The following is a 23,195-nucleotide window of genomic DNA, read 5'->3' on the forward strand; positions in this document are numbered from 1 at the left end:
GCCGGGGCCGGAGCACCCTCAACCTGCGCCAGTCCGTCGAGGACCTGCGCGACGCGGGTCTGGCCGCCGAACCCGGCACGCGGTGGGAGTACCACAACCCCAACTTCCAGGTCGCCGCCCGCCTGGTAGAGGTGGTCGCCGGGCGGTCCTTCGTCGACCACCTGGACGAGCGGGTCCTTTCCCCGCTGGGGATGGACGACACCACCACCGTCGACACCGACCTCGACCTGCCGCCCGGCGCGCGCGGCCACATCAGCGTGCTCGGACTCCCGTTCCCGGCGGACGAACCCCCCGGGTTCGGCAACGGCTCGGGCGGCGTCATCAGTACCGCCGCGGACATGGGCGCGTGGCTCGTCGCCCACAACAACGGCGGTCGGGGCCCCGGCGGCGAACGGATCCTGTCCGAGGAGGGGATCGAGGCCCTGCACACCCCCTCGCCGGTCTCCGGAGGCTCCTACGCCCTGGGGTGGTCGACGGACGAGACCGGTTCGGGGGCGCCGGTGGTCGAGCACAGCGGCAACCTGATGACCGCCACCGCGCACCAGGCGCTGCTGCCCGAGAGCGGTCACGGTGTGGCGGTCATGGCCAACAGCGGGTCGGCGGGCAGCGGCGCCTCCGCCCTGGCCGCCGCGCTCGTGGAGTTGATCGACTCCGGGCGTGCGCCCGTACCGCCGAAGGGAACGCTGGTGCTGGTCGCGGACGCCGTCCTTCTCGCCCTGGGCGCCGCCGCCGTACCGCTCGCCTGGCGCGGCGTCCGGCGCGCGGGTGACTGGGCCCGCGCACGCCGGGGACGCCCGTGGTGGGCCGCGGCGGCGCGCCTGCTGCCCTACACCGCGCCGCCGCTGCTGCTGGCGGTCCTGCACGAGGTGGTCGGGTGGCTCTACCGGGGCAGGGACGTGGCGTGGTTCCAGGTGCCCTACCTCTTCACGTCCTTCTGGGTGGCCCTTGTCCTACTCGCCCTGGCCTGTGCGACGGTCGCCTCGGTCCGCGTCGTCCGTCTGGTGTCGGTGCGCCGTGGAACAGGCGGTACCGGCGGGAGAGCGGAGCGCGTGTCGGGCTGAGCGACCGGGACCGCCCGGTCGCCCGGGGGCGGGCACGGCCGCCCCCGGCTTCCCGTTCGTTCCCGGACCGGGATTCCGTGCTCGCCTCCCGGCCGCTCCCGGGTCCGCTCAGCGCCCCCGCACACCCCGGTCGGACGGGTCGATCGCGCCGTGCGCGGCCACCAGGGCCCTGCGCACCGCCGCGTCCAGCCTGCGCAGACCCTCGGAGCGGGCCGTGGCCTGGTGGGCGGTCAGCCCCCGTCCCGAGGAGGGCTCGGCCAGTTCCACTACTTTGGCCAGCCGCGCCGCCTTCTCCGCCACCCGGTGCGCCCGGGCCGGGTACCCGCGCGCCAGCGGTGGCGGGCCGCCGTCCGGTTCGCCCAGCCGTCGGTGCACGTCCGGTGCGAACGGGGCGACGTCGTCCACGCCCTCCATGGCCCGGGCGGCCTCGATGAGGGCGAGCTTCAGCGCCTGTTCCGCTTCGGCCAGGCCGGGTACCTGCGGCAGTGCGTCGTTCGCCGGATACGGTGTCCACGAAACGCCCACATAGGATGAACCACGCCGGTCGGCGGAGGGCACCAGGCCCACCTGCCGGTCGGCGAGCCGCACCAGCACCCCCTCCCGCGCCTCGACGGCGGCCTGGTTGAGTTCCTTGGGGCCCACGAGCCCGAGGGGATCGCCCCAGGTGGGCAGGGCCAACCGGAAGGCGGACAGCCCCAGGCCGCGCAGCCGTGTCAGCGCGGCCCGCAGCGGTACGCCGCTGTCGAAGGGCAGGTCCACTGCCGGTACTGTCCCGATCAGGTTGGGACCACCGCGCCGCTCGACGGCGTCGACGGCCTCGTCGAGGCCGACGTGTCCGGCCAGCCAGGCGTTGCCCCAGGCGACGAGTGGTGCGGACGAGAGATGCATTGTTTCAGGGTAGGGCGGCCCGTGCACCGGCGTGGGACGTGACGTGAGGGAGGACGATGGACGGGCGTGTTCTGGGCCTGAGCGGGGTCACGGTGCGGAGGGGCGACGCCCATCTGCTGGACGGGGTGGACTGGACGGTCCTGGAGGGCGAGCGCTGGGTGGTCCTGGGCCCCAACGGCGCGGGCAAGACCACGCTGCTCAACGTGGCCTACAGCCAGACGCACCCGACCTCGGGCGAGGTGGAGATCCTCGGCGAGCGGCTGGGCCGGGTGGACGTGTTCGAGCTGCGTCCGCTGATCGGTTACGCGGGCGCCTCGGTGGCGTCGCGGATCGAGGAGGGCACAGAGGTCCTCGACATCGTGCTGAGCGCCGCCTACGGCTACGTGGGCCGCTTCCGCGAGGAGTACGGGAACCCGGACTACGGCCGCGCCCGCGCACTGCTGGGCCACTGGGGCGTCGCCGACCTGGCCGACCGCCGCTTCCACACCCTCTCCGAGGGCGAGCGCAAGCGCGTGCTCATCGCCCGCGCGCTGATGTCTGACCCGGAGCTGCTGCTCCTGGACGAGCCCGCCGCCGGGCTGGACCTGGGCGGGCGGGAGGACCTGGTGCGCCGCCTGGGGAGCCTGGCCCGCAACGAGGCCGCGCCCGCGCTGGTGGTGGTGTCCCACCACGTGGAGGAGATCCCCGCCGGGACCACGCACGCCCTGCTGCTGCGCGGGGGCTCGGTGGTGCGGTCCGGGCCGATCGACGAGGTCCTGACCGCGGACCACCTGTCGGAGACCTTCGGGCTCGCGTTGAAGGCGGAGAGGGACGGCGACCGCTGGAGCGCCCGGGCGGTCTGAGGGAGCGTCCGTCCGGGCGGACGCCCCGCACCGGGTCCCGGGCGTGCGGAGACCCGGTCGTCCGGGTACGTGTTCCGTCCGCCCGCACGAGCCCCCGAAGACAGATTTCCCGTTATTGGATTGCGTTAACTGGGCAAATGTATTGACCATAAACAGTGTTTCTGTCCGGATGTGGTCGCCCCGGCGCATATGGGGTAGCGTCAGCGGACGGTGAGCGGATCGCTCCATTTCGGCGCGCTTTATGATCTTCGGGTGGGCGGGGCCGCCGGGCGCGGTCCGTGCCCGCCTGTCACCCCCGTCTGGAGATCCGGAGCTGCCCAGATGCCGATACCGAATGACGTCCTCCGTCCGGAAACCGGGGCGGCCCCATGACCATGATCATCATCGTGGCGCTTTTCGTCGCGGTTCTGCTTCTCGTCTTCTGGCGGAGCGTGCGTATCGTTCCGCACTCGATGGAGGACGTCGTCGAGCGTTTCGGTAAGTTCCACCGGACGTTGAGCTCGGGTTTCAACATCGTCGTCCCCGGTGTGGACCACGTGCGCGAGCGCATCGACCGCCGCGTCCAGGTCGTGAGCTTCCCGCCGCAGTCGGCCATCACCGAGGACAACCTCGCGGTCGAGGTCGACTCGGCGGTCTACATCAGGGTCGTGGACGCCTACCGGGCCACCTACGAGGTGGCCAACTTCATCCAGGCCGTCGAGCAGTTGACCCTGGCCACGCTGCGCAACGTCATCGGCGGCATGAACCTGGAGGGGACGCTCACCTCCCGCGACGCGATCAACCGAGAGCTGAAGGCCGTGCTGGACGAGGCCACCAGAGACTGGGGCATCGAGATCAGCCGCATCGAGCTCAAGGGCATCGAGCCGCCGTCCTCCGTGCAGGAGGCGATGGAGATGCAGATGCGCGCCGACCGGGAGAAGCGCGCCCAACTGCTCAGCGCCGAGGGCGAGAAGCAGTCCGCGGTCCTGCGCGCCGAGGGCGAGCGCTCGGCCGCGGTGCTGAGGGCCAGGGGCGCGGCCGAGGCGCAGGCGCTCACCTCCAAGGCCGACGCCGAGGCCCAGACCACCCGGGCCCGCGGTGAGGCCGACGCCATCCACATGGTGTTCAAGGCCCTGCACACCAGCCGGGTCGACCCGGACGTGCTGGCCTACCACTACCTCCAGAAGCTCCCGGAGATCGCCCGGGGCGACGCCAACAAGGTGTGGGTCGTCCCGGCGGAGATGGGCCAGGCGCTCAAGGGGGTCGGCGCCGCGTTCGACCGGCTGCGCGACGACGTGGTCCGGGCCCCCTGAACCGGTTCCGCCGTCCGGTCGGCCGGACGCGCGTCCCGTGCGGCGGGGCCCGCTCCGCGAAGCGGCCCCCCGGCGCCGGAGCGGCCGTCTGAGGTCCGGACCGCGAGGGCCCGGGTCCGGTCCAGTACCGGGCCCGGGCCCTGCGCGCATCCCGGCACGATCATCCGATGGCCCGCTCTCGTAGTCTGTTGTCGCCCTCGACCCTCGGGGGCGGACAGGGAGAGCTGGGCGGATGGAACTCTGGGAGGCCGCGGTCATCCTTCTCGCCGGTGTGGCCGCCGGCGGGATCAACGCCATCGCGGGGTCGGGGACGCTGTTCACCTTCCCCGTGCTCCTGGCGCTCGGCTACCCGCCGATCACCGCCACCGTCTCCAACAGCATCGGCCTGGCCCCCGGGACGCTCAGCGGCACCATCGCCTACCGCCGGGAGCTGGCGGGCCAGCGCGCCCGCGTCCTGCGGCTGGGCAGCATGTCCTTCCTCGGCGCGGTGACCGGCGCCCTGCTGCTGATCTACCTGCCCCCGGGCGTGTTCGAGGCCGTGGTGCCGTTCATGATCGGCCTCGCCTGCGTGCTGATCGTCCTCCAGCCGCGGATCACCCGGTGGGTCCGTTCGCGCAGGCCCGCCCACAGGGACGGCGGTCCGCTGCTGCCGCTGGGCGCGTACGGGACCGGTGCCTACGGCGGCTACTTCGCCGCCGCTCAGGGGATCATCCTCATGAGCATCCTGGGCACCGCACTGGACGAGGAGATCCAGCGGCTCAACGCCCTGAAGAACATGCTCGCCACCATCGTCAACACCACGGCCTCGGTGTTCTACATCATCCTGGCCGAGCCCGCCTGGCCGGTGGTCGGCCTCATCGCCTGCGGGACCATCATCGGCGGATACCTGGGCGGGAAGTTCGGGCGCAAGCTCAGCCCGGCCGCCCTGCGGGTGTGCCTGGTGCTGGTGGGGCTGTCCGCCGCGGTCCAGATCCTGACGGGCCGGGTCTGACCCGGCCCCGCCCGGCCCCCGCGCGGACTCGCGGCGACCACCGGGGTGTCCCGCGGGGGGCTCCGCCGGGTCAGGACCGGAAGTACCCTCGGCGGTCGGCGTCGTCCACCAGGGCGGTCGCGTAGGAGCCCAGCGCCTCCGACCCCTCCTGGATCAGCTTGACCTTCTCCATCACCTGCGCCCGGGTGATCCCGAAGCGCACCCACGTGCCGCCCTCGTTGTGCCAGTTGGCGAGCATGGGCGAGAGACGGTCGACCGCGCGGGCGAACCGCGCCTCTGCGGTGGCGCGCGCCTCGAACTCCTCCCACAGCTCGCGGGCCCGCTCGGCCTGGTCCTCGGGCAGGAGGGGGAAGATGCGGTCGGCAGCGGCGCGCTCGCGCTCCGCCTGGGTCCGGGAGTTGACGGTGTCGAAGAGGAAGGTGTCCCCGGCGTCGATCTCGACGATGTCGTGGAGGACCAGCATCTCGACGACGCGGTCGATGTCTGTGCCCTCGGGCGCGTACTCGGCGAAGGTGCGGGCGGACAGGGCCAGGTGCCAGGAGTGCTCGGCCGAGTTCTCCCGCCGGGAGCCGTCCACGAGGAGGGACTGCCGCAGGATGCGCTTGAGTTTGTCGACTTCCAGAAGGAAGCGGAGCTGCGCGTTCAACCGCTCGTTGTCGACCCCGCTGGCAAAGACCGGTGCCGGTTCCGTCACGTGGTTCGCCCTCCTGAAGGATGAGTCGAAACGGTCAGGTGGGCCGCTCGGTGCGGCCGCCACTGGATGATCCCATGGAACGCGCACCAGCTTTCGCGCCGGCGTCCGTTGAGGGGACGCGGGAGGAGACGCCGGGGTGCACCCGGTGAACGTGGGGTTTCGCGCCGGGTAAGGGAGCGGACGCAGCGCCCGGCGGGGCCCGCAGCAGCCCCTACTCCGCCGTCCGGACCTGGTCGGAAGAGCTCAGGTGCTGGTGGAACCACTCGGTCAGCGCCCGGTCGGTGAGGACTCCGGCCGGGGTGAGCGGGCCGGGTCGCAGGCCCGGTTCCGGACCGATGGTGTGGGCCAGGTCGGGGACCACGATGTGACGGAGCGCATGCTCGGGCGCGTGGGCCGCCACGGCGTCGTGCAGCGACCGGCCGTGCTCGGGGGGCACGACCTCGTCCCGGCCCCCGCTGACGACGAGCAGGGGGACGCGGTCGCGGGAGACCTCCTCGGCGCGGCCGCCGAAGTCCAGCCAGTCGCGGGTGCTCACGGCCTGCTCGGTCCACTCGTAGGCCGTGCCGGTGCGCCGTTCCCGCGCGGCGATGACCAGGGCGGGGTCCGCGACCGGGTTGACGACGGCGGCGGCGCCGACGGGCAGGCGCCCCTCGGCCAGGGTGAGCAGGACGGCCGCGGCCCCGGCGCCCACGCCGACCAGTCCGACGGGTGCGTCGGTGACGGGGAAGGCGGCGCGCAGTTCGGCGGTGACGCGGTGGAGTTCGGCGGCGGCCTCCTCAACCACCGGGCCGAACAGCTCGATGAGGTAGTCGCGTTCGCCGCGCCGGTTGACCTCGGCGACGCCGCCCTCGGGGAGCCGGGCCCCGAACATGGGCAGGCCCAGGTAGACCCGCCAGGCCGGGAGCGGGGCCATGGGCACGGTTCCGGCCAGTGCGGCCTCGGCCCGGGGCGGCTCGAAGGCGTGCAGGCCCAGGATGAGCGGGGCCGGGACGTCACCGCTGGCGGGCGGCAGGGCCAGGAAGGGCACTCCGGCGGCCGTTCCGGTGACGGGACGGGAGAGTGTGCCGGCGTCGGCTACCACGGATGGTCGCCTCCGTTGCGTCGGGAGAAGTGGGACAGGTAACTGCTGACCAGGTGCTTGGCCTCGCGGACGAGCGCGGGGTCGCCCTCGGGGTCGTCGCGGAAGGCGAGTTTGAGCACCGCGTCCGCGGCCTCGACGGCGACGTCGATGGCCCGGTCGAGCTCCTCATTGTCGGGGATGCCTGTGACAGAGACGATGATCCTGCGCAGGCGGATGGAGATGACGCGGTTGTTGTCGGCGCCTCCGTTGAGGAGGCGCGGGTCGACGATGTCGCCGAAGTGCAGGCTGCGAAAGCCCGGCACGTGGCGGTGCATGTCGATGTACTCGTCGACCACCGCGTCCACGGCCAGGGTCCAGTGGCTGAAGGAGGCGTCGGCGAGGCGCTCGGTGACGCGCGTGCCGAACTGGTCGAGGAAGCGCAGCCCGAGGGCCTGGGTGATGGCCTTCTTGTCCGGGAAGAACTGGTAGACGGAGCCGATGGCGACCCCGGCGCGCTCGGCGATCCTGGTCGTTGAGAGGTTGTCGTAGCCGACCTCGTCGAGGAGTTCGGCGCAGCAGTCGAGCATGCGCTGGACCCTGAGCATGCTGCGCTGCTGGGCGGGCAGCCTCCGCAGCGGCGCCTGCGCGAAGGCGAGTTCGTCGTGGGCGACGCTGGCTCGTCCACGGCCCTCGCGTGACGCGTGGTCGCCTCCCGTACTGCCTGGGGAGCGTCGTGACCGCGGGGGTGTTGAGCTTCGGGAGTTTGTCGTCACAGCTCCTATGATGCCTTTCCGGAATCACCTGGTTCCGGGGAAATTCCAGTTTCGTTCCACCGTCCCTTCCAGCGCTCGGCCAGCGCTCCGGAGAGGGGGAACCCCGGTCGGGGCCTCCAGGCCGCTGCTTTCGCGCAGCGCGCCCCGCGTTTGGATAGCGCTTTCCTGATCGGCTCTGGCATGGTTGGATCAGGGCCGACGCAGCGTACACACCCTCCTGGAGGCTGAGAGCCATGACCACCGCCCCGGACACCACGCCGGAGGAACTCGACGCCGTCATGGAACGGGCCGCCGCCGCGGCGCCGCTCCTGGCCGCCCTCACCCCGGGCGAGCGCGCCGGACTGCTGCGCGCCGTCGCCGACGCCCTGGACGGCGCCGCCGACGAACTCGTGCCGATCGCGATGGAGGAGGCGCACTACCCCGAGGCGCGCTGCCGGGGGGAGCTGGGCCGCACCACCTTCCAACTGCGCCTGTTCGCGCAGACCCTGGAGGAGGGTTCCTACCTTGAGGCCGCCGTGGACCCGGCCGACCCCGACTGGGGCACCCCGCGCCCGGACGTGCGCCGCCTGCTGGTCCCGCTGGGCCCGGTGGTGGTGTTCGGGGCGAGCAACTTCCCGTTCGCGTTCGCCACGGCCGGAGGGGACAGCGCCTCCGCCCTGGCCGCCGGATGCCCGGTGGTCGTCAAGGCCCACCCCGGGCACCTCCGGCTCGCCCGGCGCACAGCCGGGATCGTGGTCGCGGCGCTCGACGGCGCCGGGGCCCCCGAGGGCTGCTTCGCACTGGTGGAGGGGGTGGAGACGGGCAAGCGCGCGGTCACCCACCCGCTCACCCGGGCCGTGGGCTTCACCGGTTCCATCCCCGGCGGTCGGGCCCTGTTCGACCTGGCGGTCTCGCGTCCGGACCCGATCCCCTTCTACGGGGAGCTGGGCAGCGTGAACCCGGTGTTCGTCACCCGAGCGGCCGCCGCCGCGCGCGGCGGCGAGATCCTGGGCGGGTACGCGGACTCGGCCACCATGGGCTCGGGCCAGTTCTGCACCAAGCCCGGCGTGCTGTTCGTGCCGGAGGAGACCGAGCTCGACGCCCTCGTCGCCGACTTCGGCGGGCGCGCGGCCGCCCCGCTGCTCAACGAGCGGGTCTCCGAGGGCTTCGTGCGCGGGCTGGACGCCCTGAGCGCCCACCCGGCCACCGAGGTGCTGGTCCGGGGCGCGCGCACCGGCGACGACTGGACCCCGTCCCTGCTGCGCACCGACCTGGACTCCCTGCTGGAGAACGCCGAGACCCTCCTGGAGGAGTGCTTCGGCCCGGCGACGCTCGTGGTCACCTACTCCGACGAGCGGCGGCTGCTGGAGGCCGCCGGGGTGTTCGGCGGCCAGCTCACCGTGACCGTGCACGGCGAGGAGGACGACGAGATCGCGCCCGCGCTGCTGGCGCTGGGCGCGTCCCTGGCCGGACGGGTGCTCTGGAACAGCTGGCCGACCGGGGTGGCGGTCACCCACGCCATGACCCACGGCGGCCCCTACCCGGCCACCACCGCGCCGCTGCACACGTCGGTGGGCACCACCGCGGTCCGGCGCTTCCTGCGCCCGGTCACCTACCAGTCGGTGCCGCAGTCGCTGCTGCCCCGGGAGCTGCGCGACGACAACCCGCTGGGCGTGCCGCGCCGCGTGAACGGCGCCGCGCCCTCCGCCTGAGCAGTCCGCCGGGCGCGTCGGCCGACGCGCCCGGCGGGTGCCCTGTCCACGGGGCGCGTCCTCGCGTGGGCCGACCGCGGACGTGCCGGACGCGGCTTCGGGGGTCCGTGTGCGGCGGGGACCGGTCTCCCGGCCGCCTCGGCCGGGTGCCGCCGGGCGGCCCACAGGCAGAAGACGGCGGTGAGGGAGCGGACCGTGACCACGGGAACGGTCACCGAGGTAAGGCCCTCCACCAGCAGGGCCTGCCGGGCCCGCTTCTGACGGACAGCTGTGAACTTGATCCGCGAGGGCTTGGGGCGCCCCCTCGGGGCGCGTAACTTGTCGCCATGCACACCCACTCCACGCCTCCCGACGTCGAGGCGCTCGTCCGCGACCTGCCCAAGGTGGAACTCCACGTCCACCTCGAAGGATCGATGCCCGCCGACACCCTGTTCGGCCTCGCCCGCAGGCACGGCGTCACCGACGTCCCCGACACCCTGGAGGCGCTCCGGGACTGGTACGTCTTCACCGACTTCCCGCACTTCGTCGAGGTCTACCTCGCCTCGGTCGCGACCCTGCGCGAGGAGCAGGACTTCGCGCTCCTGGCCTCGGCGGTCGCCGAACGCCTGGCCGCGCAGAACGTGCGCTACGCCGAGATGCACGTCAGCCTCTACACCCACCTGATGCGCGGGGTGCCCGCCCGCGTGGTCTTCGACGGCATCGAGGAGGCCCGCCGCGCGGCCGAGAGCCGACACGGCGTCCAGTTGCGGTGGATCCCCGACTTCCCCGCCGACTTCGGCCTGGAGAGCGCGGAGGCCACCGTGGAGGCGGTCCTGCGCGACGCGCCGCTCAGCGTCGTCGGCTTCGGCGTCGGCGGCGTGGAGACCCCGCTGGAGCAGTACGCCGGGGTGTTCGGCAGGGCCCGGGCCGCCGGGCTGGCCAGCCTGCCGCACGCCGGTGAGCACGGCGGCCCCGAACGGGTGCGCGAGGCCCTGGACGCGCTCGGCGCCGAGCGGATCGGCCACGGCATCGACTCCATGCGCGACGAGGCGCTGGTCGCCCGCCTGGCGGAGGGGCGCGTCCCGGTGGACGTCAGTCCCACCTCCAACGTGTGCACCCGCGCAGTGGCCGAGCTGGGCGACCACCCGCTGCCCCGCATGCTGGAGGCCGGTCTGCTGGTCACCCTCAACACCGACGACCCGACCATGTTCGGCACAGACCTGAACAGCGAGTACCTCGCCGCGCACGCGCTGGGGCTGGACGCCGCCGACCTGGTCGGGCTCGCGGCGAACGGCGTGCACGCCTCCTACCTGGGCGCCGCCCGCCGACACGCGCTGCTGGCGGAGATCGGCGAGGTCGCCGCCCGCCACGGCGTCGACCCTGCCCGGGTCCCGGCGCTGCGCTAGCGTCCCGACCGGAGCGGTCGCCGGTGCGGCGGTCGGGTGCGAGAACGGCCGTCGCGGTCCTAGGCCGGCGAGTCGGCCAGCGGCAGCCCGCACTGGGCGCGCATGTCGACCCAGGTCCGCGCGGCCTGTGCGGCGGCCTCGCCCTCGTAGGGGACGGGGACGCCGCCACGGATCCGCGCCGGGGCCCAGACCGACCGGACCACGGCGCCCTGGTCGAAGGTGAGGGTGAGCACGCCCGTCTCGGCGGTGGGGCCCTCGAAGTTGTAGAAGACGAAGTTGCCCAGGCCGTAGTGCACGTACGAGTCGCCCAGGAATCCGCCCGGGGACAGCACGTGCGAGTGGCCGCCGACGACGGCGGACGCTCCCGCGTCGACCAGTTCCCGGGCCAGGCCGGGGGCGTGCGGGAGCGGGCAGTGCGAGCCCTCCAGGCCCCAGTGCAGGAAGACCACCACGTTGTCGTGTTCCGCGGCGGCCTCCGCGACGGCGGTGAGCAGCCGCTGCTTCGTCTCGCCCTTGGCGGAGGCCAGACCGGGCTTGCCCTCTCCCGCCGTCCACTCCGCCATGAGGTGGTCGTCCATGACGTCGGTGGCGCCGAACAGGGCGACGCTCTGGCCGTTGACCTCGGCGACGTGGGGCGTGTACGCCTCCTCGGCGTCGCTCCCGGCGCCGACCAGCGCCACGGGCGAGGCCTCGCCGTTCGCGAGGGTGTCGGTCAGCCCGTCCACGCCGTAGTCCATGCCGTGGTTGTTGGCGACGGTGGCCACGTCCACCCCGGCGGCGTCCAGGGCCTCCAGGGCGGTGGCGGGCGCGCGGAACACGTACGCCTTGTCCGGCGCCGGGGTGCCGCCCTCGGTGACCGCGGTCTCCAGGTTGACCATGGCCAGGTCGGCGGTCGAGAGCTGCTGTGCGATCGGTGCGAGCGCGGTCCGCGGGTCGGTCAGGGCCGGTTCGAGCAGGCCCTCGAACATCACGTCACCGCCGAAGGCGACGGTGAAGGGTTCCGGGGTCCCGGGCTCCGTGCCGGGCGACGGGGAGGCCGTGCCCTCGCCGGTGGGGGCGGTCGCGTCCCCGGACCGGTCCGGGGACGCGTCGCCCGGGGAACAGGCGATGGGAAGGAGGGCGAGGGCCAGTGCCGCGGCGCCGACCGCGGTGCGCGCGCGTGGGCGCGGCGATACGGGTTGCATGCATGCTCCAGAGGGGCGGGGGAAACGGGGCATGTCCTGATGATTAGGACGCACATCACACGCTTCCGGTTGGCCTTCATGGCTGGAGGGGCTCGGGTTCCCCGTTCCGTCACCGGCGATGACCAGGGGTGTTCGCGCCCTTACCACGGGGGTGCGGTCACCGAGCCCGAGTGCTGGCGGCATCGACGGCCGGTCGGGTTCAGGGTAGGTGCGCGTGACCAGCGCTTTAGCCGCATTTGTCCAGTTCAGTGTCTTGTCGGGCCCTGGAGCCCCTGGGGCCGTGGGGCTCCGCGTGCCCTGGTGGCGAACGGCACACAAGCCCTCCGGCGGTCGCGGTCCGGGGGCGCGCGTCCTCGGCGGGCCCGTCCCCGGTCGGCGCGGACGCGGCGGCAGCGGTTCCGGTGGTCGCGCCCTCCGGGCGGTACGGCGCCCCGGCCGGATTCCATGGGCTTTCCCGTCTTCTCCGGATTTCGCCCTAAAAGGGGTTATCCGTGTGCGGGAGGGGAAATCCGGCACAGGGTTTCGGGTGCGCAGCTTTGGCTCGGTTACGAATCTTCGAAGTTGCTTAGTAGGTTCGGGTCCGGGGTTTACCGGAAAAATTTTATTGTCCCAGGACAACCCGTAGTCGGCATCTGTAAGCACAGAGTGGCCAAAAGGGTGCCCTTTGAGCTGTGCTTATCACTCCATGTGTCCAATGCATTGCCTGCTGTACTTATACTGGGGAAGTGTATTTTCCGAAAACGCCTGCGAGCCTTCGGCGGCTTGCTAACGTTTCGGTCCGTCGGCGGTTCCGCGAGCTTTCGAACCGCGACTTCACACACGCGGGTCACCCCGCCGCCACGCAGCCTTCCCTGCTGGCGGACCCGCCCCGCCGTGGACAGCCGGACCCGCGAGACGACACGGGCACCGGTCCTGTCGCGGACCAGCGTCGCAACGGCGCGATCCCCAAGCCGTATCCGTGAAAGGGTCACCTCCGCACATGCGCAACACACTCCGTTACTCCTTCGCCACCGTCATGACCGCCGGACTGGTCGTGGCGCCCGTCGCGGCGTCCTTCGCCGACACCACCACCAGCGGCTCCGGCGGAATCGGCAGCGGGAACCAGATCGTCGTGCCCGTGGACGTCGAGGCCGAGCTGTGCGGCAACTCGATCGCGATCCTCGGCATCTCCAGCGCCACGTGCACCCAGGTCTCGGAGGTCCTCTACGAGGCCAGCGGTCAGGGCGGGGCCGCCACGGACGGCTCCGGCGGTGTGGCCAGCGGCAACCAGATCGTCGTGCCCGTGGACGCCGCCATCGACGCCTGCGGCAACTCGGTCGCGGTCGGCGGCATCAGCCAGGCCGAGTGCGTCGAGGTGGTCGAGGTACTGGAGGAGGAGAGCGCCGACGCGCCCACCACCAGGACCGACGGCTCCGGCGGTGTGGCCAGCGGCAACCAGATCGTCGTGCCCGTGGACGCCGCCATCGACATCTGCGGCAACTCGGTGGCCGTCCTGGGCGGCTCCAGCGCCAAGTGCACCACCATCATCAACATCATCCAGGCCTCCCCCGAGAACGAGGGCACCCCCGACACCGCCACCAGCGGCGCGGGCGGCATCGGCAGCGGCAACCAGGTCGTGGTCCCGGTGGACGCGGCCGTCGACATCTGCGGCAACGCCGTGTCCGTGCTCGGCCTGGCCGAGGGCTCCTGCATGGAGATCATCTCCGAGGAGGAGAAGCCGGAGGAGCCCGGCGAGGAGAAGCCCGAGGAGCCCGAGGAGGAGAAGCCGGAGGAGGAGAAGCCCGAGGAGCCGGGTGAGGAGCGGCCCGAGGCGCCCCGCGAGGAGGACAAGGGCGAGGACGAGGGCGACTCCGGCACCGGCGAGGAGCCGACCGGGCCCCGGGCCGACGAGCAGCTCCCCGTGACCGGCGGCGCCCTGGCCGGTCTGGTCGCCGCGGGCGTCGCCGCGGTCGGCGCGGGCGGCGCCGGGCTCTACTTCGCCCGCAAGCGCAAGGCCGCCGCCGCGACCGGCGACGACGAGTAGCACGGTCGGGGGACCCGGGTCCCCCGACCACACACGCGGGGCCGCCGGTGACCGGCGGCCCCGTCCGTGTGCGGGCCGTCGCACGGCTGCGGCGGCGGGCCCGCCCAGACGGGACGGGGGCCGCGCGGTACGTGGAGGCGAGGGGCGGTGCGAGGCGGCCGGAGGAGTCTCATAACCTCGAAGACGTGCTCAAAGTCCTGTTCTCGCAACGCATGCTGGCCTTCCACGTGCTGGTGCTGGTGCTGGTGCCCGGCTTCGTCTGGCTGGGCTTCTGGCAACTGGACCGGGCCGGGCAGCGCGGCGCGGCGGTCGACCTCCAGCAGTCCAACCTCGCCGCCGACCCCGTACCGGTGGACGAGCTGACCCGGGTCGGCGAGGACGTCGACCCCGACGACCGCTGGCGCACCGTCGAGGCCACCGGCACCTGGGACACCGAGCACGAGGTCCTGCTGCGCAACCGCGACGGCTCCGGGGGCGTGGGCTTCCACGTGCTGACCCCGCTGGTCACCGAGGAGGGGACCGCGGTCCTGGTCAACCGCGGATGGGTCGAGCGCGGCGAGACCGCCCTCGACCAGCCGGAGGTGCCGCCCGCGCAGGAGGGCCCCGTGGAGGTGGCCGGGCGCCTGCACTACTCCGAGACCGAGCAGAACACCGGGCTGCGCAACCGCGACGACCTGCCCGAGGGGCAGTTGATGATGGTCGACGTGGACCGGATCGCCGCGGACCTGCCCTACCCCGTCTACGGCGGGTACGTCGACCTGACCCGGCAGGACCCGCTGCCTGAGGCGGCGCCCGAACCGGTCGTCCTGCACGAGGAGGACGCGGGGATGAGCGCGTCCTACGCCGTGCAGTGGTGGGTGTTCGCCGTCGTCGCCGTCGGCGGATGGGTCTTCCTCGTCCGCCGCGAGATCCGGGACGCCCGCGAGGCCGAGGCGGGGGAGTCCGGTACGACCGCTGAGGTCGCAGGGGCTGCGGCGACCGCCGAGCCCATCGAGACCCGTGCGACCGCCGAGGCCGCGGAGCCCGCCGAGGCCGTGGGGTCCAGCCGGAGTTCCGAGGGGCACGCTGAGTCCGGAGAGGACTCCGGCGCGACCGCGGGCAGGGGCGGCTCCGGGACCGCATGACACAAGGGCGCGACCGCCGCGCCCGCGGGCTTCTGCCTGCGGGGTCCGGTCGCGGGGCTCCCGGGCACCCGGTACCCGTGTACGCGCCGCGGCCCCGTGCACGAGCGCCATTCTGGGAGGCTTGGCCCCATGAACGATGACGGTTATCCGGATCCCGGGCGTGTGGCGCGCCGCGCCGTGGACGCCGAGGAGAGCGCCCGCGCGGGACGCCGGTGGTGGGACGGCGCGGCCGACGCCTACCAGGCCGAGCACGGGGGCTTCCTCGGCGACACCGGGTTCGTGTGGTGTCCTGAGGGCCTGACCGAGGCCGAGGCGCGCCTGCTCGGCGACCCGGAGGACCTCCTGCGGGCCCGGGTGCTGGAGGTGGGCTGCGGCGCGGGCCAGTGCGGGCGGTGGCTGCGCGCCCGGGGAGTGCGCGAGGTGGTCGGGTTCGACCTGTCCTTCCGCCAGCTCCAGCACGCGCGCAGGATCGACGAGGCGACCGGACACGCGCTCGCGGCCGTGCAGGCCGACGCCCAGCGGCTGCCGTTCGCCGACGCCTCCTTCGACGTGGTGTTCTCCTCGTTCGGGGCCTTCCCGTTCGTGCCCTCGGCCGACGACGCCCTGGCCGAGGCCGCGCGGGTGCTCGGACCCGGAGGGCGGCTGGTGTTCTCGGTGACCCACCCGGTCCGGTGGAGCTTCCCGGACGACCCCGGGGAGGACGGGTTCACCGTGAACCAGTCCTACTTCGACCGCCGTGCCTACGTGGAGGAGGACGACGGCGGGAACGCGGTCTACGTGGAGCACCACCACACGGTGGGCGACTGGGTGCGCGGGATCGCACGCGCGGGCCTGGTGCTGCGGGACGTGGTCGAACCGGAGTGGCCCGAGGGGCTGGACCGGGTGTGGGGCGGGTGGGGGCCGGTGCGCGGCCGGATGATCCCCGGCACCGCGATCTTCTCGGCGGTCCGGCCCCGAGTTCCTGACGGAGCGGGAGGGCGGCGCCCCGGTGCTGCGGTGCCACGGCCCTAGACGGGCTCGCCGAGGTACTCGGGGGCACGGCTGTCGCCAGCCACACCCCGTTGCCGGTGACCCGGAAGACGTGGCCGTCGTCGTGCATGCGTCCGGAGTCGGCGGTGAGGACCACCGGTACGCCGCGCCGGGCGCCCACCCGGCGGGGCCAGGGTTTTTCGGTCGGGTACCGGGGCGGCGTCCGGACGGTGAAAACCCCTGGTGCAGGCGTGTACGAAGGAGGCTGGAACGGGGGAGCCGAGCGCGCCGGTCCCGGAGCGGGGGTCCGGGCACCCCTGAGCGGTTCCCCGCGCCCGGACCGGACGGGTCCGCGGAAGGGGTTCGCGGACCCGCCTACGGGTATTGCCGGACCCGGAACACCCCTCCGACGACGGGCAGGAGCCCCCGCGTGACCGACGTCCGTGTCCGGACCGCCCTCCCCTCCGATCACCCGCGCATCCTGGCGGTCTGCGACCACTGGTGGGGGCGCCCCGTGGCTCACATCCTCCCCCGGCTCTTCCTCGACCACTTCCACACCACCAGCCTCATCGCCGAGGCGGAAGGGGAGCTGGCGGGCTTCCTGATCGGCTTCCCCTCGCCGTCCGTGCCCGAGGAGGCGTACGTGCACTTCGCCGGAGTGGCCCCGGGACACCGCAGGACCGGACTGGCGAACGGGTTGTACCGGCGTTTCACGGACGGGGCGCGCGAGCGCGGGTGCACGGTCGTGCGCGCGGTCACCTCCCCCGCCAACGAGCGCTCGATCGCCTTCCACCGCGCCCACGGCTTCACCGTCACCGGACCGCACGCCGACTACGAGGGGCCGGGCGTGGACCGGATGGTCTTCACCCTGCGACTCGGGGAGTGACGGGGGACGCGCGTACGACAGGCCCCGGGCACCGGCGGGAGGGCCGCGCCGAGGCCCGGCGCACGGCCCCGCGCCGCGTATGATCCGGCTACCGGACGAGGAGGAGGCACGGTGCGGCTCAAACTCGACCTGCACGACATCTTCAACAAGGGACGGGACATCGACCGGGCCCTCAACGACATCATGGACGAGGCCGAGCGCACGGGCGCCAAGAGCGTCGAGATCATCCCCGGCAAGGGGTCCGGGCAGCTCAAGAAGCGGGTGCTGCGCTTCCTCGACCGCAAGGACGTCAAGGCCCGTTACCACCGGGTCGAGAAGGACTCCAAGAACTTCGGGCGTCTATATGTGCATTTCAAACACTGACTCCCGGCGGTCCGATGGGTGAGCGGCAGAAGTGCTTGTCCAGCGACCGGCTGGTCCTGGAACCCCTTGCGGAACGGCATGCCGATGACGTGGTGGACCTGTTCGCCGACCCGGCCATGAGCTCGCTGTTGGGGGCGGATCTCTCCGATCCGACCCTGGCCCGTCGGATGGTCGACAACCGGTTGGCCTACGACGGGCCGCCGGAACTGGGACACTGGGCCGTGCTACTCGACGGCGTTCTGGTCGGCCTCGCCCATCTGCGCCCCTCGGGGGAACTGCCCGGTGGGCTGCCGGAGATCGGCTGGTACCTGGCTGTCCGCCACGGCGGGCGGGGTCTGGCCACGGAAGCGGCTGGCACACTGCTCCGCCATGGCCTTGACTCTCTCGGCCTGCACTCGGTCTGGGCGCTCATCCACATCGACAACGCGCCCAGCCTGCGCCTGGCCGCCCGACTGGGCTTTCTTCCTGTAGGCGAGGGCCACCACTACAACGGTCCGCACCGCGTCCATGTCGCCCTCCCCGGCCAGGCCTGAGCGCCTCCAAGGTTGTGAAGTGCGGCTTCGCAAGTATCTTGGCCGCCTGTGGATCCATTTTCGTCACTAGCGGTGGGCGGAGGGTTGTCGAGGTCACTTCCCGTAGTGGTACCTACAGGCGGCGATGAGGATCTCGTCCTCGACCAGCTTGTACACGAGCCGGTGCTCATCTGTGATGCGGCGCGACCAGTAGCCCTGGAAACCGTGTCGCAGCGGCTCCGGTTTTCCGATGCCCTCGTTGCCGTTGCGGGCGATGTCCTCGATCAGTGCGTTGACGCGCTTGAGGATCTTCCGGTCCTGGCTCTGCCACCAGACGTAGTCCTCCCAGGCACTCTCCGCCCAGACGAGCCTCATTCGCTCAACTCGCGCTCGATGCCCCGGCCCGACTCCAGTTCCTCGATCGCGGTCACCAGGCGACGGGCGTTCTCGGGGCTGCGCAGGAGATAGGCCGTCTCTCTGAGGGTCTCGTACTCCGACAGCGCCATCATCACCACGGGCTCCCGTCCCGCTCGGGTGATGACGACCTCCTCCCGGTCGTCGATCACGGAGTCGAGTGTGGCGGCGTAGTTGGCACGGGACTCGGAGTAGGTCATGGTCTTCACGTCTCAGCCCTTCGTCGCACGTCAACTTGGCTCAATTGTACAAGAAGTTGTACGTATGATGTGGGGTTGATGCTTCGTCGGCAAGTAAATCGCTACAAGTACGTTGGCCGCCTGTTCGTGCACTTCAGGCGCTGAGCGCGTACGTGCCGCGGTCGTCAGCGGGCCGGCGCGGGCGGAGCCGCCGGGCCCGCGCGTCGCGTGCCGGGGAGTACGGGCCCGGCAACGGCGAGTTGTGCGAGTCTTTGCCCCTCCGATCCCCGGAACCTCCCTCATCAGGGAAGGAACCGAAGGGTGGTGTGCCGTCATGGAGAGGGACAGCGATGATCAGTACGGATTTCACGCCCGGGTCTCCCTGCTGGGTCGAGGTGTCCTCACCCGACGTCGAGGCCTCGACAGCCTTCTACAGCTACGTGTTCGGCTGGAGTTCCGAGACGCACATCCGGCAGTTGGAGGGCTACAAGTTCCTGTGCGGTGAGGGGCTTCCCGCGGCGGGCGTCAGCCCGGTCATGGGGGAGAGCGACCGCCCCTCCTGGACCGTTTACTTCGCCGACTCCGACATCGAGGACACCATCGCACGCGTGGAGCGGCTGGGCGGCACCCTCCTGGTGGAGCCGTTCGACATCTTCGACCTGGGCCGTCAGGCGCTGTTCCGCGACCCCCAGGGCGCCTCCTTCGGCGTCTGGCGGGGGAAGATGTACCTCGGCCTGGTGGGACGGGTCAACAGCCTCTGCTGGGTGGAGCTGCGGACCACCGACGCGCGCGGCGCGGCCGAGTTCTACACCGGGGTCTTCAAGTGGGACCTCAACCCGTTCGACCCGTCCCTCGGCGGGGAGGATGTCGGCGGGTACACCGTCCTGCGCCCCGAGGGAACGGGTGACGAGCGCACCCACGGGGGCATCCTGCAGGCGGGCCCCGGCCACGGGGACCGGTTCGGCGGGGAGGTGGACTGGCACCCGGTGTTCGCGGTGGCCGACTGCGACGCCGTCGCGCGCAGGGTCGTGGCCGCGGGCGGACACGTGCACGCGGAGCCGGAGAACGTCCCCGGTGTGGGGCGCCGCATGGTCTGCTCCGACCCCTTCCAGGCCGGGTTCGTCCTACTCAACTGGCCGCCCGGGTGATCCGGACGCCGTCCGGCCGGGGACCGCGCCCCGCGGGGCGCGGTCCCCGGCCGGACCCGGCGGCTACTGCCGCGACACCGCGGACGCGCCTCCGCGCAGCACGAACTTCTGGATCTTGCCGGTGGCGGTCTTGGGGAGCTGCTCCACGAACTCCACCCGTGTGGGCGCCTTGAAGTGCGCCAGGTTGTCGCGGGCGAAGGCGATCAGCTCCTCCTCCGTGGCCGCGGCGCCCCCGCGCAGTACCACGGACGCCTTCGGCGTCTCGCCCCAGCGCTCGTGCGGCACGCCCACGACGGCCGCCTCCAGCACGGCCGGGTGACGCAGCAGGACCCCCTCCACCTCGACGGAGGAGATGTTCTCCCCGCCGGAGATGATGACGTCCTTGATCCGGTCCTGGATCTCCACGTACCCGTCCGGGTGGGTGACCGCAGCGTCGCCGGTGTGGAACCAGCCGTCGCCCATGGCCTTGCGGGTGGCCTCCGGGTCGTTGTAGTAGCCCTTCATCACCACGTTCCCGCGCACGGTGATCTCCCCGACCGTCGTGCCGTCCCAGGGCACCTCGACGCCGTCGGCGTCCACCACCCGCAGCTCGCCGGAGGTGATCAGCTCGACCCCCTGGCGCGCCTTGACGGCGGCGCGGTCGCGCTGGGACAGGCCGCGGTGCTCGGTTCGCGGCTCGCACACGGTGATGAACGGCGTGGTCTCGGTGAGCCCGTAGACATGGGTGACGGTCCACCCGAAACCGTCCTCCAGGCGCTCGATGGTGTCGGCGGCGGGTGAGGCCCCGGCCGTCACCACGTGCACGCCGGACGGGACCTCGCCGCGTACCCCCTCGGGGGCGTTCGACAGCATGATCAGCACGGTGGGGGCCGCGCACAGCCAGGTGACCCGCTCGGAGCGGATCAGCTCGTACACGGCGGCCGGGTCCATCGCGGGCAGGCACACGTGGGTGGCGCCCGCGGCGGTCACCGTCCACGTGTAGGTCCAGCCGTTGGCGTGGAACATCGGCAGCGTCCACAGGTACCGGTCGTCGATGCCGATCCGCAGGTGCAGCAGGGTGCCCACCGAGTTCATGTACGCGTTGCGGTGGGTGATCATCACGCCCTTGGGTCGGGCCGTGGTGCCGCTCGTGTAGTTGATGGTCAGCAGGTCGGTCTCTTCGATCGCGGGGCGGACGTAGTCCGCCGGGGCACGCGCGACGAGGGTCTCGTAGTCCTCCCAGCCCGGGCGCGCCCCCTCCAGGGCGACGAACCGCTCCACGCCGGGCATCCGGTCGCGGACGCCGTCCACGGCGTCGAGCTGGTCGGCGTGCGCGCACAGGACCCTCGCCCCGGAGTGGTTGACGATGTAGACGAAGTCGTCCGCCGACAGCCGGAAGTTGACCGGTACCAGCACCGCGCCGAGCTGCGGCACGGCGTAGAAGGACTCCAACTGGGCGTGGGTGTTGGGGGAGATGTAGGCGACGCGGTCGCCCTTGGACACCCCCATGCCCTGGAGGGCTGAGGACCAGCGGTCGCAGCGGTCGAAGAACTCCTCGTAGGTGAGCCGGAGTCCGCGGTCCACCACCGCCTCGCGCCGGGGGTGCAGTCTTCGGGTGCGGCGGGCGAACTCCAGGGGAGTCAGGGCGAGTTCCATGGTGCCGGGGTGCCTTTCCGCGTCGGTGATGGCGGGCGGTGGTCGGGGCGGAGGCCGAAGGCGGCCGCCCCACGACCACCATCACCGGACGGTCGTCGGCTGTCCAGCGTCGGGCGTCGGAAGCCGACGGCCCTCAGAGCCCGAACAGCCGGGCGGCGTTGCCGTACAGCACTCCCCGAAGCCAGTCATCACCCAGACCGAGCCAGGCGAGGGCCTCGATCTGTTCGAGATAGGGGTACGGGATGTTCGGGAAGTCCGTGCCGAACAGGATCCTGTCCGCGATCCCCTTCAGGCGGGGCACCTCCCCGTCGGGGAAGGGCGCCCAGTCCTTGGAGAACTCGGTGAACACCATCGTGGTGTCCAGGTGGACGCGTTCGTGGTGCTCGGCCAGGTCCAGGAACGCGCGGTAGTCGGGAGCCCCGGCGTGGGCGATGACCGCGGTGAGACCGGGGTGGGCGCGCAGGGTCTCGGCGAAGGGTTCGGGGCCGGTGAAGGGGCCCGCCTCCGGGCTCGAACCGCAGTGGATCACCACTGGAGCGCCCGCGTCCGCGATCAGCCCCCACACGTCGGCCAGCAGAGGGTCGCGCGGGTCGTAGCGGCCGACCTGGAGGTGGGCCTTGAACACGCGGGTACCCGCCTCCAAGGCCGCGGCCACGTAGTCGCGGGCCTCCGGCTCGGGGTAGAAGGTGGCGCTGCGCAGGCAGTCGGGGTTGCGGTCGGCGAAGCCGCCCGCCCAGTCGTTGAGCCAGGCGGCCATGCCGGGCCGGTGCGGGTAGGAGAGGGCGGTGAAGTGCCGTACCCCGAAGCCCCGGAGCAGGGACAGGCGTTCGTCCTCGTCGAAGCGGTAGGTGATCGGCCACAGGCCGCCGAGGGCGTCGAAGTGGGCCCACACCTTGCGCAGCACGTTGTCGGGCATGAAGTGCGTGTGGACGTCGATGAGTCCGGGGAGCCCCAGGCCCTGCCAGACCGCGCGTACGGCGGCGGACTCGGGTCCGTGTTCGTGTGCGGTATCCGTCGTGCGGGGGGACCCGGGATCGGTTCCGGCGGCGGTGTCGGAACGGGTTTGGGTGGCAGTGTCCGTTGCGGCGGACCCGGAGAAGGACGAGGCTCGTGTCACGCCGGAAACGATACGGGTAAGCGCTGGTCAGAGTCATGAAGACGCTCAGAAAGCCAGGAGGATTACTCCGGTCGCGACGATGACGGAGGCGGCGACCCGCACCGGGCCGAACCGCTCCCCGAACAGCACCGCGCCCAGCACCGCGGCGAAGACGATGCTCGTCTCGCGCAGCGCGGCGATGCCAGCGACCGCGCCGGTCAGTTGCGCCCACAGCACGAGCCCGTAGGCGACCGCGCTGACCACGCCGCCCAGGACTCCGGACTTCCAGAGCGGCTTGAGCTGGCCCGCGAGCGCGCCCCGGCGGGTGAACACCGCCACCACGAGGAACACCGGCCCTTGGAGGACCATGAGCCACGTGATGTAGCCCAGCGGGTCCTGGATGAGGCGGACCCCGTGGGCGTCGACCACGGTGTAGACGGCGATGCTGACGCCGGTGGCGAAGGCCGCCAGCAGCGCCGGGAGCTGTGCGCGGGAGGGGCGGCCGCCCGCGAACACCAGCGCCGTCAGCCCGGCGGAGACGACCAGGACCCCGGCCAGGTCGGACGCGGGCATCGGCTCGCCGAGCAGGAGGATGCCGGTCAGGGCGACCACCCACGGCGCCGTGCCGCGCGCCATCGGGTACACCTGGCCGAACTCGCCGGTCCGGTAGGAGAGCATCAGCAGGCTCATGTACAGCAGGTGGGTGGCGAGGGACGCGAGCAGGACCGGCCAGACCTCGCGCGGGGGCGGCCCCACGACCGGCAGCAGGGGGAGGGCGGCGAGCATTCCGCCGAGGCCGATCAGGGCGAACCCGAGCAGGCGGTCGGTGATCGAGTGGGCGATCGCGTTCCAGCCCGCGTGCAGCAGCGCCGCGAGCAGGACCACGGCCACGACCCACGGCGTCACGGGGAGGAGGCCCGGCGGCGCGGAGGCGGGAAAGGCATCCGGTGGAGCGGACGCGGAGGAGGCGGGGGCGGGGCGGGCG

23 protein-coding genes are annotated in these 23,195 nt (G+C 72.3%); 13 read left to right on the plus strand and 10 right to left on the minus strand.

Translation table 11 applies throughout. The features are described 5' to 3' along the window. A partial coding sequence (locus tag ABD54_RS16540; RefSeq protein ID WP_047870395.1) for a serine hydrolase occupies window positions 1–1,061 on the plus strand: 1,061 nt, incomplete at its 5' end. Window positions 1,062–1,169: 108 nt separating this feature from the next. Here ABD54_RS16540 and ABD54_RS16545 read toward each other — a convergent pair. Beyond that, the gene (locus ABD54_RS16545) at window positions 1,170–1,949 is read right to left on the minus strand and encodes a hypothetical protein (RefSeq protein WP_047870396.1); all 780 of its coding nucleotides are present in this window, start codon (window positions 1,947–1,949) and stop codon (window positions 1,170–1,172) included. A gap of 56 nt (window positions 1,950–2,005) precedes the next feature. Here ABD54_RS16545 and ABD54_RS16550 point away from each other — a divergent pair, with 56 nt between their 5' ends. From ABD54_RS16550 to ABD54_RS16560, 3 genes are all read left to right on the plus strand, one after another. Beyond that, the gene (locus ABD54_RS16550) at window positions 2,006–2,791 is read left to right on the plus strand and encodes an ABC transporter ATP-binding protein (protein ID WP_047870397.1); all 786 of its coding nucleotides are present in this window, start codon (window positions 2,006–2,008) and stop codon (window positions 2,789–2,791) included. Window positions 2,792–3,159: 368 nt separating this feature from the next. Next, on the plus strand, window positions 3,160–4,083 hold the full coding sequence (locus ABD54_RS16555; RefSeq protein WP_047870398.1) for an SPFH domain-containing protein: 924 nt from the start codon (window positions 3,160–3,162) through the stop codon (window positions 4,081–4,083). Between the two features lie 232 nt (window positions 4,084–4,315). After that, on the plus strand, window positions 4,316–5,074 hold the full coding sequence (locus ABD54_RS16560) for a sulfite exporter TauE/SafE family protein (protein WP_047870399.1): 759 nt from the start codon (window positions 4,316–4,318) through the stop codon (window positions 5,072–5,074). Window positions 5,075–5,144: 70 nt separating this feature from the next. Here the strand turns inward: ABD54_RS16560 and ABD54_RS16565 are convergent, their stop codons facing one another. The 3 genes from ABD54_RS16565 to ABD54_RS16575 all read right to left on the minus strand — a co-directional run bounded on the left by ABD54_RS16565 (window position 5,145) and on the right by ABD54_RS16575 (window position 7,433). Continuing rightward, entirely contained in the window at window positions 5,145–5,768 is a 624-nt protein-coding gene (locus ABD54_RS16565) for an HD domain-containing protein (protein WP_047870400.1), read from the minus strand. Between the two features lie 211 nt (window positions 5,769–5,979). Then, window positions 5,980–6,849, minus strand: coding sequence for a S9 family peptidase (locus ABD54_RS16570; RefSeq protein ID WP_047870401.1), 870 nt, complete (start codon window positions 6,847–6,849; stop codon window positions 5,980–5,982). Beyond that, window positions 6,843–7,433, minus strand: coding sequence for a TetR/AcrR family transcriptional regulator (locus tag ABD54_RS16575; RefSeq protein WP_047870402.1), 591 nt, complete (start codon window positions 7,431–7,433; stop codon window positions 6,843–6,845). Before ABD54_RS16575 ends, ABD54_RS16570 begins: the two co-directional genes overlap by 7 nt. 401 nt (window positions 7,434–7,834) lie before the next feature. Between ABD54_RS16575 and ABD54_RS16580 the strand changes: the two genes are divergently transcribed. Together ABD54_RS16580 and add are read left to right on the plus strand one after the other, a co-directional pair. Beyond that, on the plus strand, window positions 7,835–9,292 hold the full coding sequence (locus ABD54_RS16580) for an aldehyde dehydrogenase (NADP(+)) (protein ID WP_047870403.1): 1,458 nt from the start codon (window positions 7,835–7,837) through the stop codon (window positions 9,290–9,292). A gap of 326 nt (window positions 9,293–9,618) precedes the next feature. Next, window positions 9,619–10,677: an adenosine deaminase gene (gene add / locus ABD54_RS16585; RefSeq protein ID WP_047870404.1), complete on the plus strand. Its 1,059-nt coding sequence runs from the start codon at window positions 9,619–9,621 to the stop codon at window positions 10,675–10,677. A 59-nt stretch (window positions 10,678–10,736) separates the two neighbouring features. Here the strand turns inward: add and ABD54_RS16590 are convergent, their stop codons facing one another. Further along, window positions 10,737–11,861, minus strand: coding sequence for a CapA family protein (locus ABD54_RS16590; protein ID WP_047870405.1), 1,125 nt, complete (start codon window positions 11,859–11,861; stop codon window positions 10,737–10,739). 979 nt (window positions 11,862–12,840) lie between these two features. Between ABD54_RS16590 and ABD54_RS16595 the strand changes: the two genes are divergently transcribed. The 6 genes from ABD54_RS16595 (at window position 12,841) to ABD54_RS16620 (ending at window position 17,759) form a co-directional block, all read left to right on the plus strand. Then, on the plus strand, window positions 12,841–13,884 hold the full coding sequence (locus tag ABD54_RS16595; protein WP_047870406.1) for a chaplin: 1,044 nt from the start codon (window positions 12,841–12,843) through the stop codon (window positions 13,882–13,884). Window positions 13,885–14,069: 185 nt separating this feature from the next. After that, window positions 14,070–15,008: an SURF1 family protein gene (locus ABD54_RS16600; protein WP_047870407.1), complete on the plus strand. Its 939-nt coding sequence runs from the start codon at window positions 14,070–14,072 to the stop codon at window positions 15,006–15,008. 129 nt (window positions 15,009–15,137) lie between these two features. After that, a complete protein-coding gene (locus ABD54_RS16605; protein WP_047870408.1) occupies window positions 15,138–16,019 on the plus strand; it encodes a class I SAM-dependent methyltransferase in 882 nt (293 codons plus the stop codon). Between the two features lie 388 nt (window positions 16,020–16,407). Next, a complete protein-coding gene (locus ABD54_RS16610) occupies window positions 16,408–16,863 on the plus strand; it encodes a GNAT family N-acetyltransferase (protein ID WP_047870409.1) in 456 nt (151 codons plus the stop codon). 111 nt (window positions 16,864–16,974) lie between these two features. Then, window positions 16,975–17,226 carry a Smr/MutS family protein gene (locus ABD54_RS16615; RefSeq protein WP_047870410.1) on the plus strand — a complete coding sequence of 84 codons (252 nt, stop codon included), beginning with the start codon at window positions 16,975–16,977 and terminating at the stop codon, window positions 17,224–17,226. 14 nt (window positions 17,227–17,240) lie between these two features. Then, on the plus strand, window positions 17,241–17,759 hold the full coding sequence (locus tag ABD54_RS16620) for a GNAT family N-acetyltransferase (RefSeq protein ID WP_053063600.1): 519 nt from the start codon (window positions 17,241–17,243) through the stop codon (window positions 17,757–17,759). Window positions 17,760–17,852: 93 nt separating this feature from the next. On the opposite strand, the gene ABD54_RS16625 is transcribed toward ABD54_RS16620, so the two are convergent. Then, window positions 17,853–18,113 carry a Txe/YoeB family addiction module toxin gene (locus ABD54_RS16625; RefSeq protein WP_047870411.1) on the minus strand — a complete coding sequence of 87 codons (261 nt, stop codon included), beginning with the start codon at window positions 18,111–18,113 and terminating at the stop codon, window positions 17,853–17,855. After that, window positions 18,110–18,361: a type II toxin-antitoxin system Phd/YefM family antitoxin gene (locus ABD54_RS16630; RefSeq protein ID WP_028649230.1), complete on the minus strand. Its 252-nt coding sequence runs from the start codon at window positions 18,359–18,361 to the stop codon at window positions 18,110–18,112. Before ABD54_RS16630 ends, ABD54_RS16625 begins: the two co-directional genes overlap by 4 nt. A gap of 320 nt (window positions 18,362–18,681) precedes the next feature. On the opposite strand from ABD54_RS16630, the gene ABD54_RS16635 reads away from it, so the two are divergent. Next, a complete protein-coding gene (locus tag ABD54_RS16635; RefSeq protein WP_047870412.1) occupies window positions 18,682–19,479 on the plus strand; it encodes a VOC family protein in 798 nt (265 codons plus the stop codon). A gap of 63 nt (window positions 19,480–19,542) precedes the next feature. On the opposite strand, the gene ABD54_RS16640 is transcribed toward ABD54_RS16635, so the two are convergent. The 3 genes from ABD54_RS16640 to ABD54_RS16650 all read right to left on the minus strand — a co-directional run bounded on the left by ABD54_RS16640 (window position 19,543) and on the right by ABD54_RS16650 (window position 23,116). Then, a complete protein-coding gene (locus tag ABD54_RS16640; protein WP_047870413.1) occupies window positions 19,543–21,114 on the minus strand; it encodes a long-chain-fatty-acid--CoA ligase in 1,572 nt (523 codons plus the stop codon). A gap of 133 nt (window positions 21,115–21,247) precedes the next feature. Continuing rightward, complete coding sequence (locus ABD54_RS16645) at window positions 21,248–22,231, minus strand: amidohydrolase family protein (RefSeq protein ID WP_047870414.1); 984 nt, start codon at window positions 22,229–22,231, stop codon at window positions 21,248–21,250. A 45-nt stretch (window positions 22,232–22,276) separates the two neighbouring features. Beyond that, window positions 22,277–23,116, minus strand: a complete 840-nt coding sequence (locus tag ABD54_RS16650; protein WP_047870415.1) for an EamA family transporter — start codon at window positions 23,114–23,116, stop codon at window positions 22,277–22,279. Between the last annotated feature and the right edge of the window lie 79 nt (window positions 23,117–23,195).

Source organism: Nocardiopsis sp. RV163 (assembly GCF_001029525.1).
GTDB lineage: Bacteria > Actinomycetota > Actinomycetes > Streptosporangiales > Streptosporangiaceae > Nocardiopsis > Nocardiopsis dassonvillei.

Bases quoted from the DNA above. Each gene is read 5' to 3' on its own strand.
- ABD54_RS16580 (WP_047870403.1), top strand. From the start codon at position 7,835: ATGACCACCGCCCCGGACACCACGCCGGAGGAACTCGACGCCGTCATG.
- add (WP_047870404.1), top strand. From the start codon at position 9,619: ATGCACACCCACTCCACGCCTCCCGACGTCGAGGCGCTCGTCCGCGAC.
- ABD54_RS16545 (WP_047870396.1), bottom strand. From the start codon at position 1,949: ATGCATCTCTCGTCCGCACCACTCGTCGCCTGGGGCAACGCCTGGCTG.
- ABD54_RS16550 (WP_047870397.1), top strand. From the start codon at position 2,006: ATGGACGGGCGTGTTCTGGGCCTGAGCGGGGTCACGGTGCGGAGGGGC.
- ABD54_RS16575 (WP_047870402.1), bottom strand. From the start codon at position 7,433: ATGCTCAGGGTCCAGCGCATGCTCGACTGCTGCGCCGAACTCCTCGAC.
- ABD54_RS16640 (WP_047870413.1), bottom strand. From the start codon at position 21,114: ATGGAACTCGCCCTGACTCCCCTGGAGTTCGCCCGCCGCACCCGAAGA.
- ABD54_RS16560 (WP_047870399.1), top strand. From the start codon at position 4,316: ATGGAACTCTGGGAGGCCGCGGTCATCCTTCTCGCCGGTGTGGCCGCC.
- ABD54_RS16605 (WP_047870408.1), top strand. From the start codon at position 15,138: ATGAACGATGACGGTTATCCGGATCCCGGGCGTGTGGCGCGCCGCGCC.
- ABD54_RS16635 (WP_047870412.1), top strand. From the start codon at position 18,682: ATGATCAGTACGGATTTCACGCCCGGGTCTCCCTGCTGGGTCGAGGTG.
- ABD54_RS16590 (WP_047870405.1), bottom strand. From the start codon at position 11,861: ATGCAACCCGTATCGCCGCGCCCACGCGCGCGCACCGCGGTCGGCGCC.
- ABD54_RS16625 (WP_047870411.1), bottom strand. From the start codon at position 18,113: ATGAGGCTCGTCTGGGCGGAGAGTGCCTGGGAGGACTACGTCTGGTGG.
- ABD54_RS16595 (WP_047870406.1), top strand. From the start codon at position 12,841: ATGCGCAACACACTCCGTTACTCCTTCGCCACCGTCATGACCGCCGGA.
- ABD54_RS16620 (WP_053063600.1), top strand. From the start codon at position 17,241: ATGGGTGAGCGGCAGAAGTGCTTGTCCAGCGACCGGCTGGTCCTGGAA.
- ABD54_RS16555 (WP_047870398.1), top strand. From the start codon at position 3,160: ATGACCATGATCATCATCGTGGCGCTTTTCGTCGCGGTTCTGCTTCTC.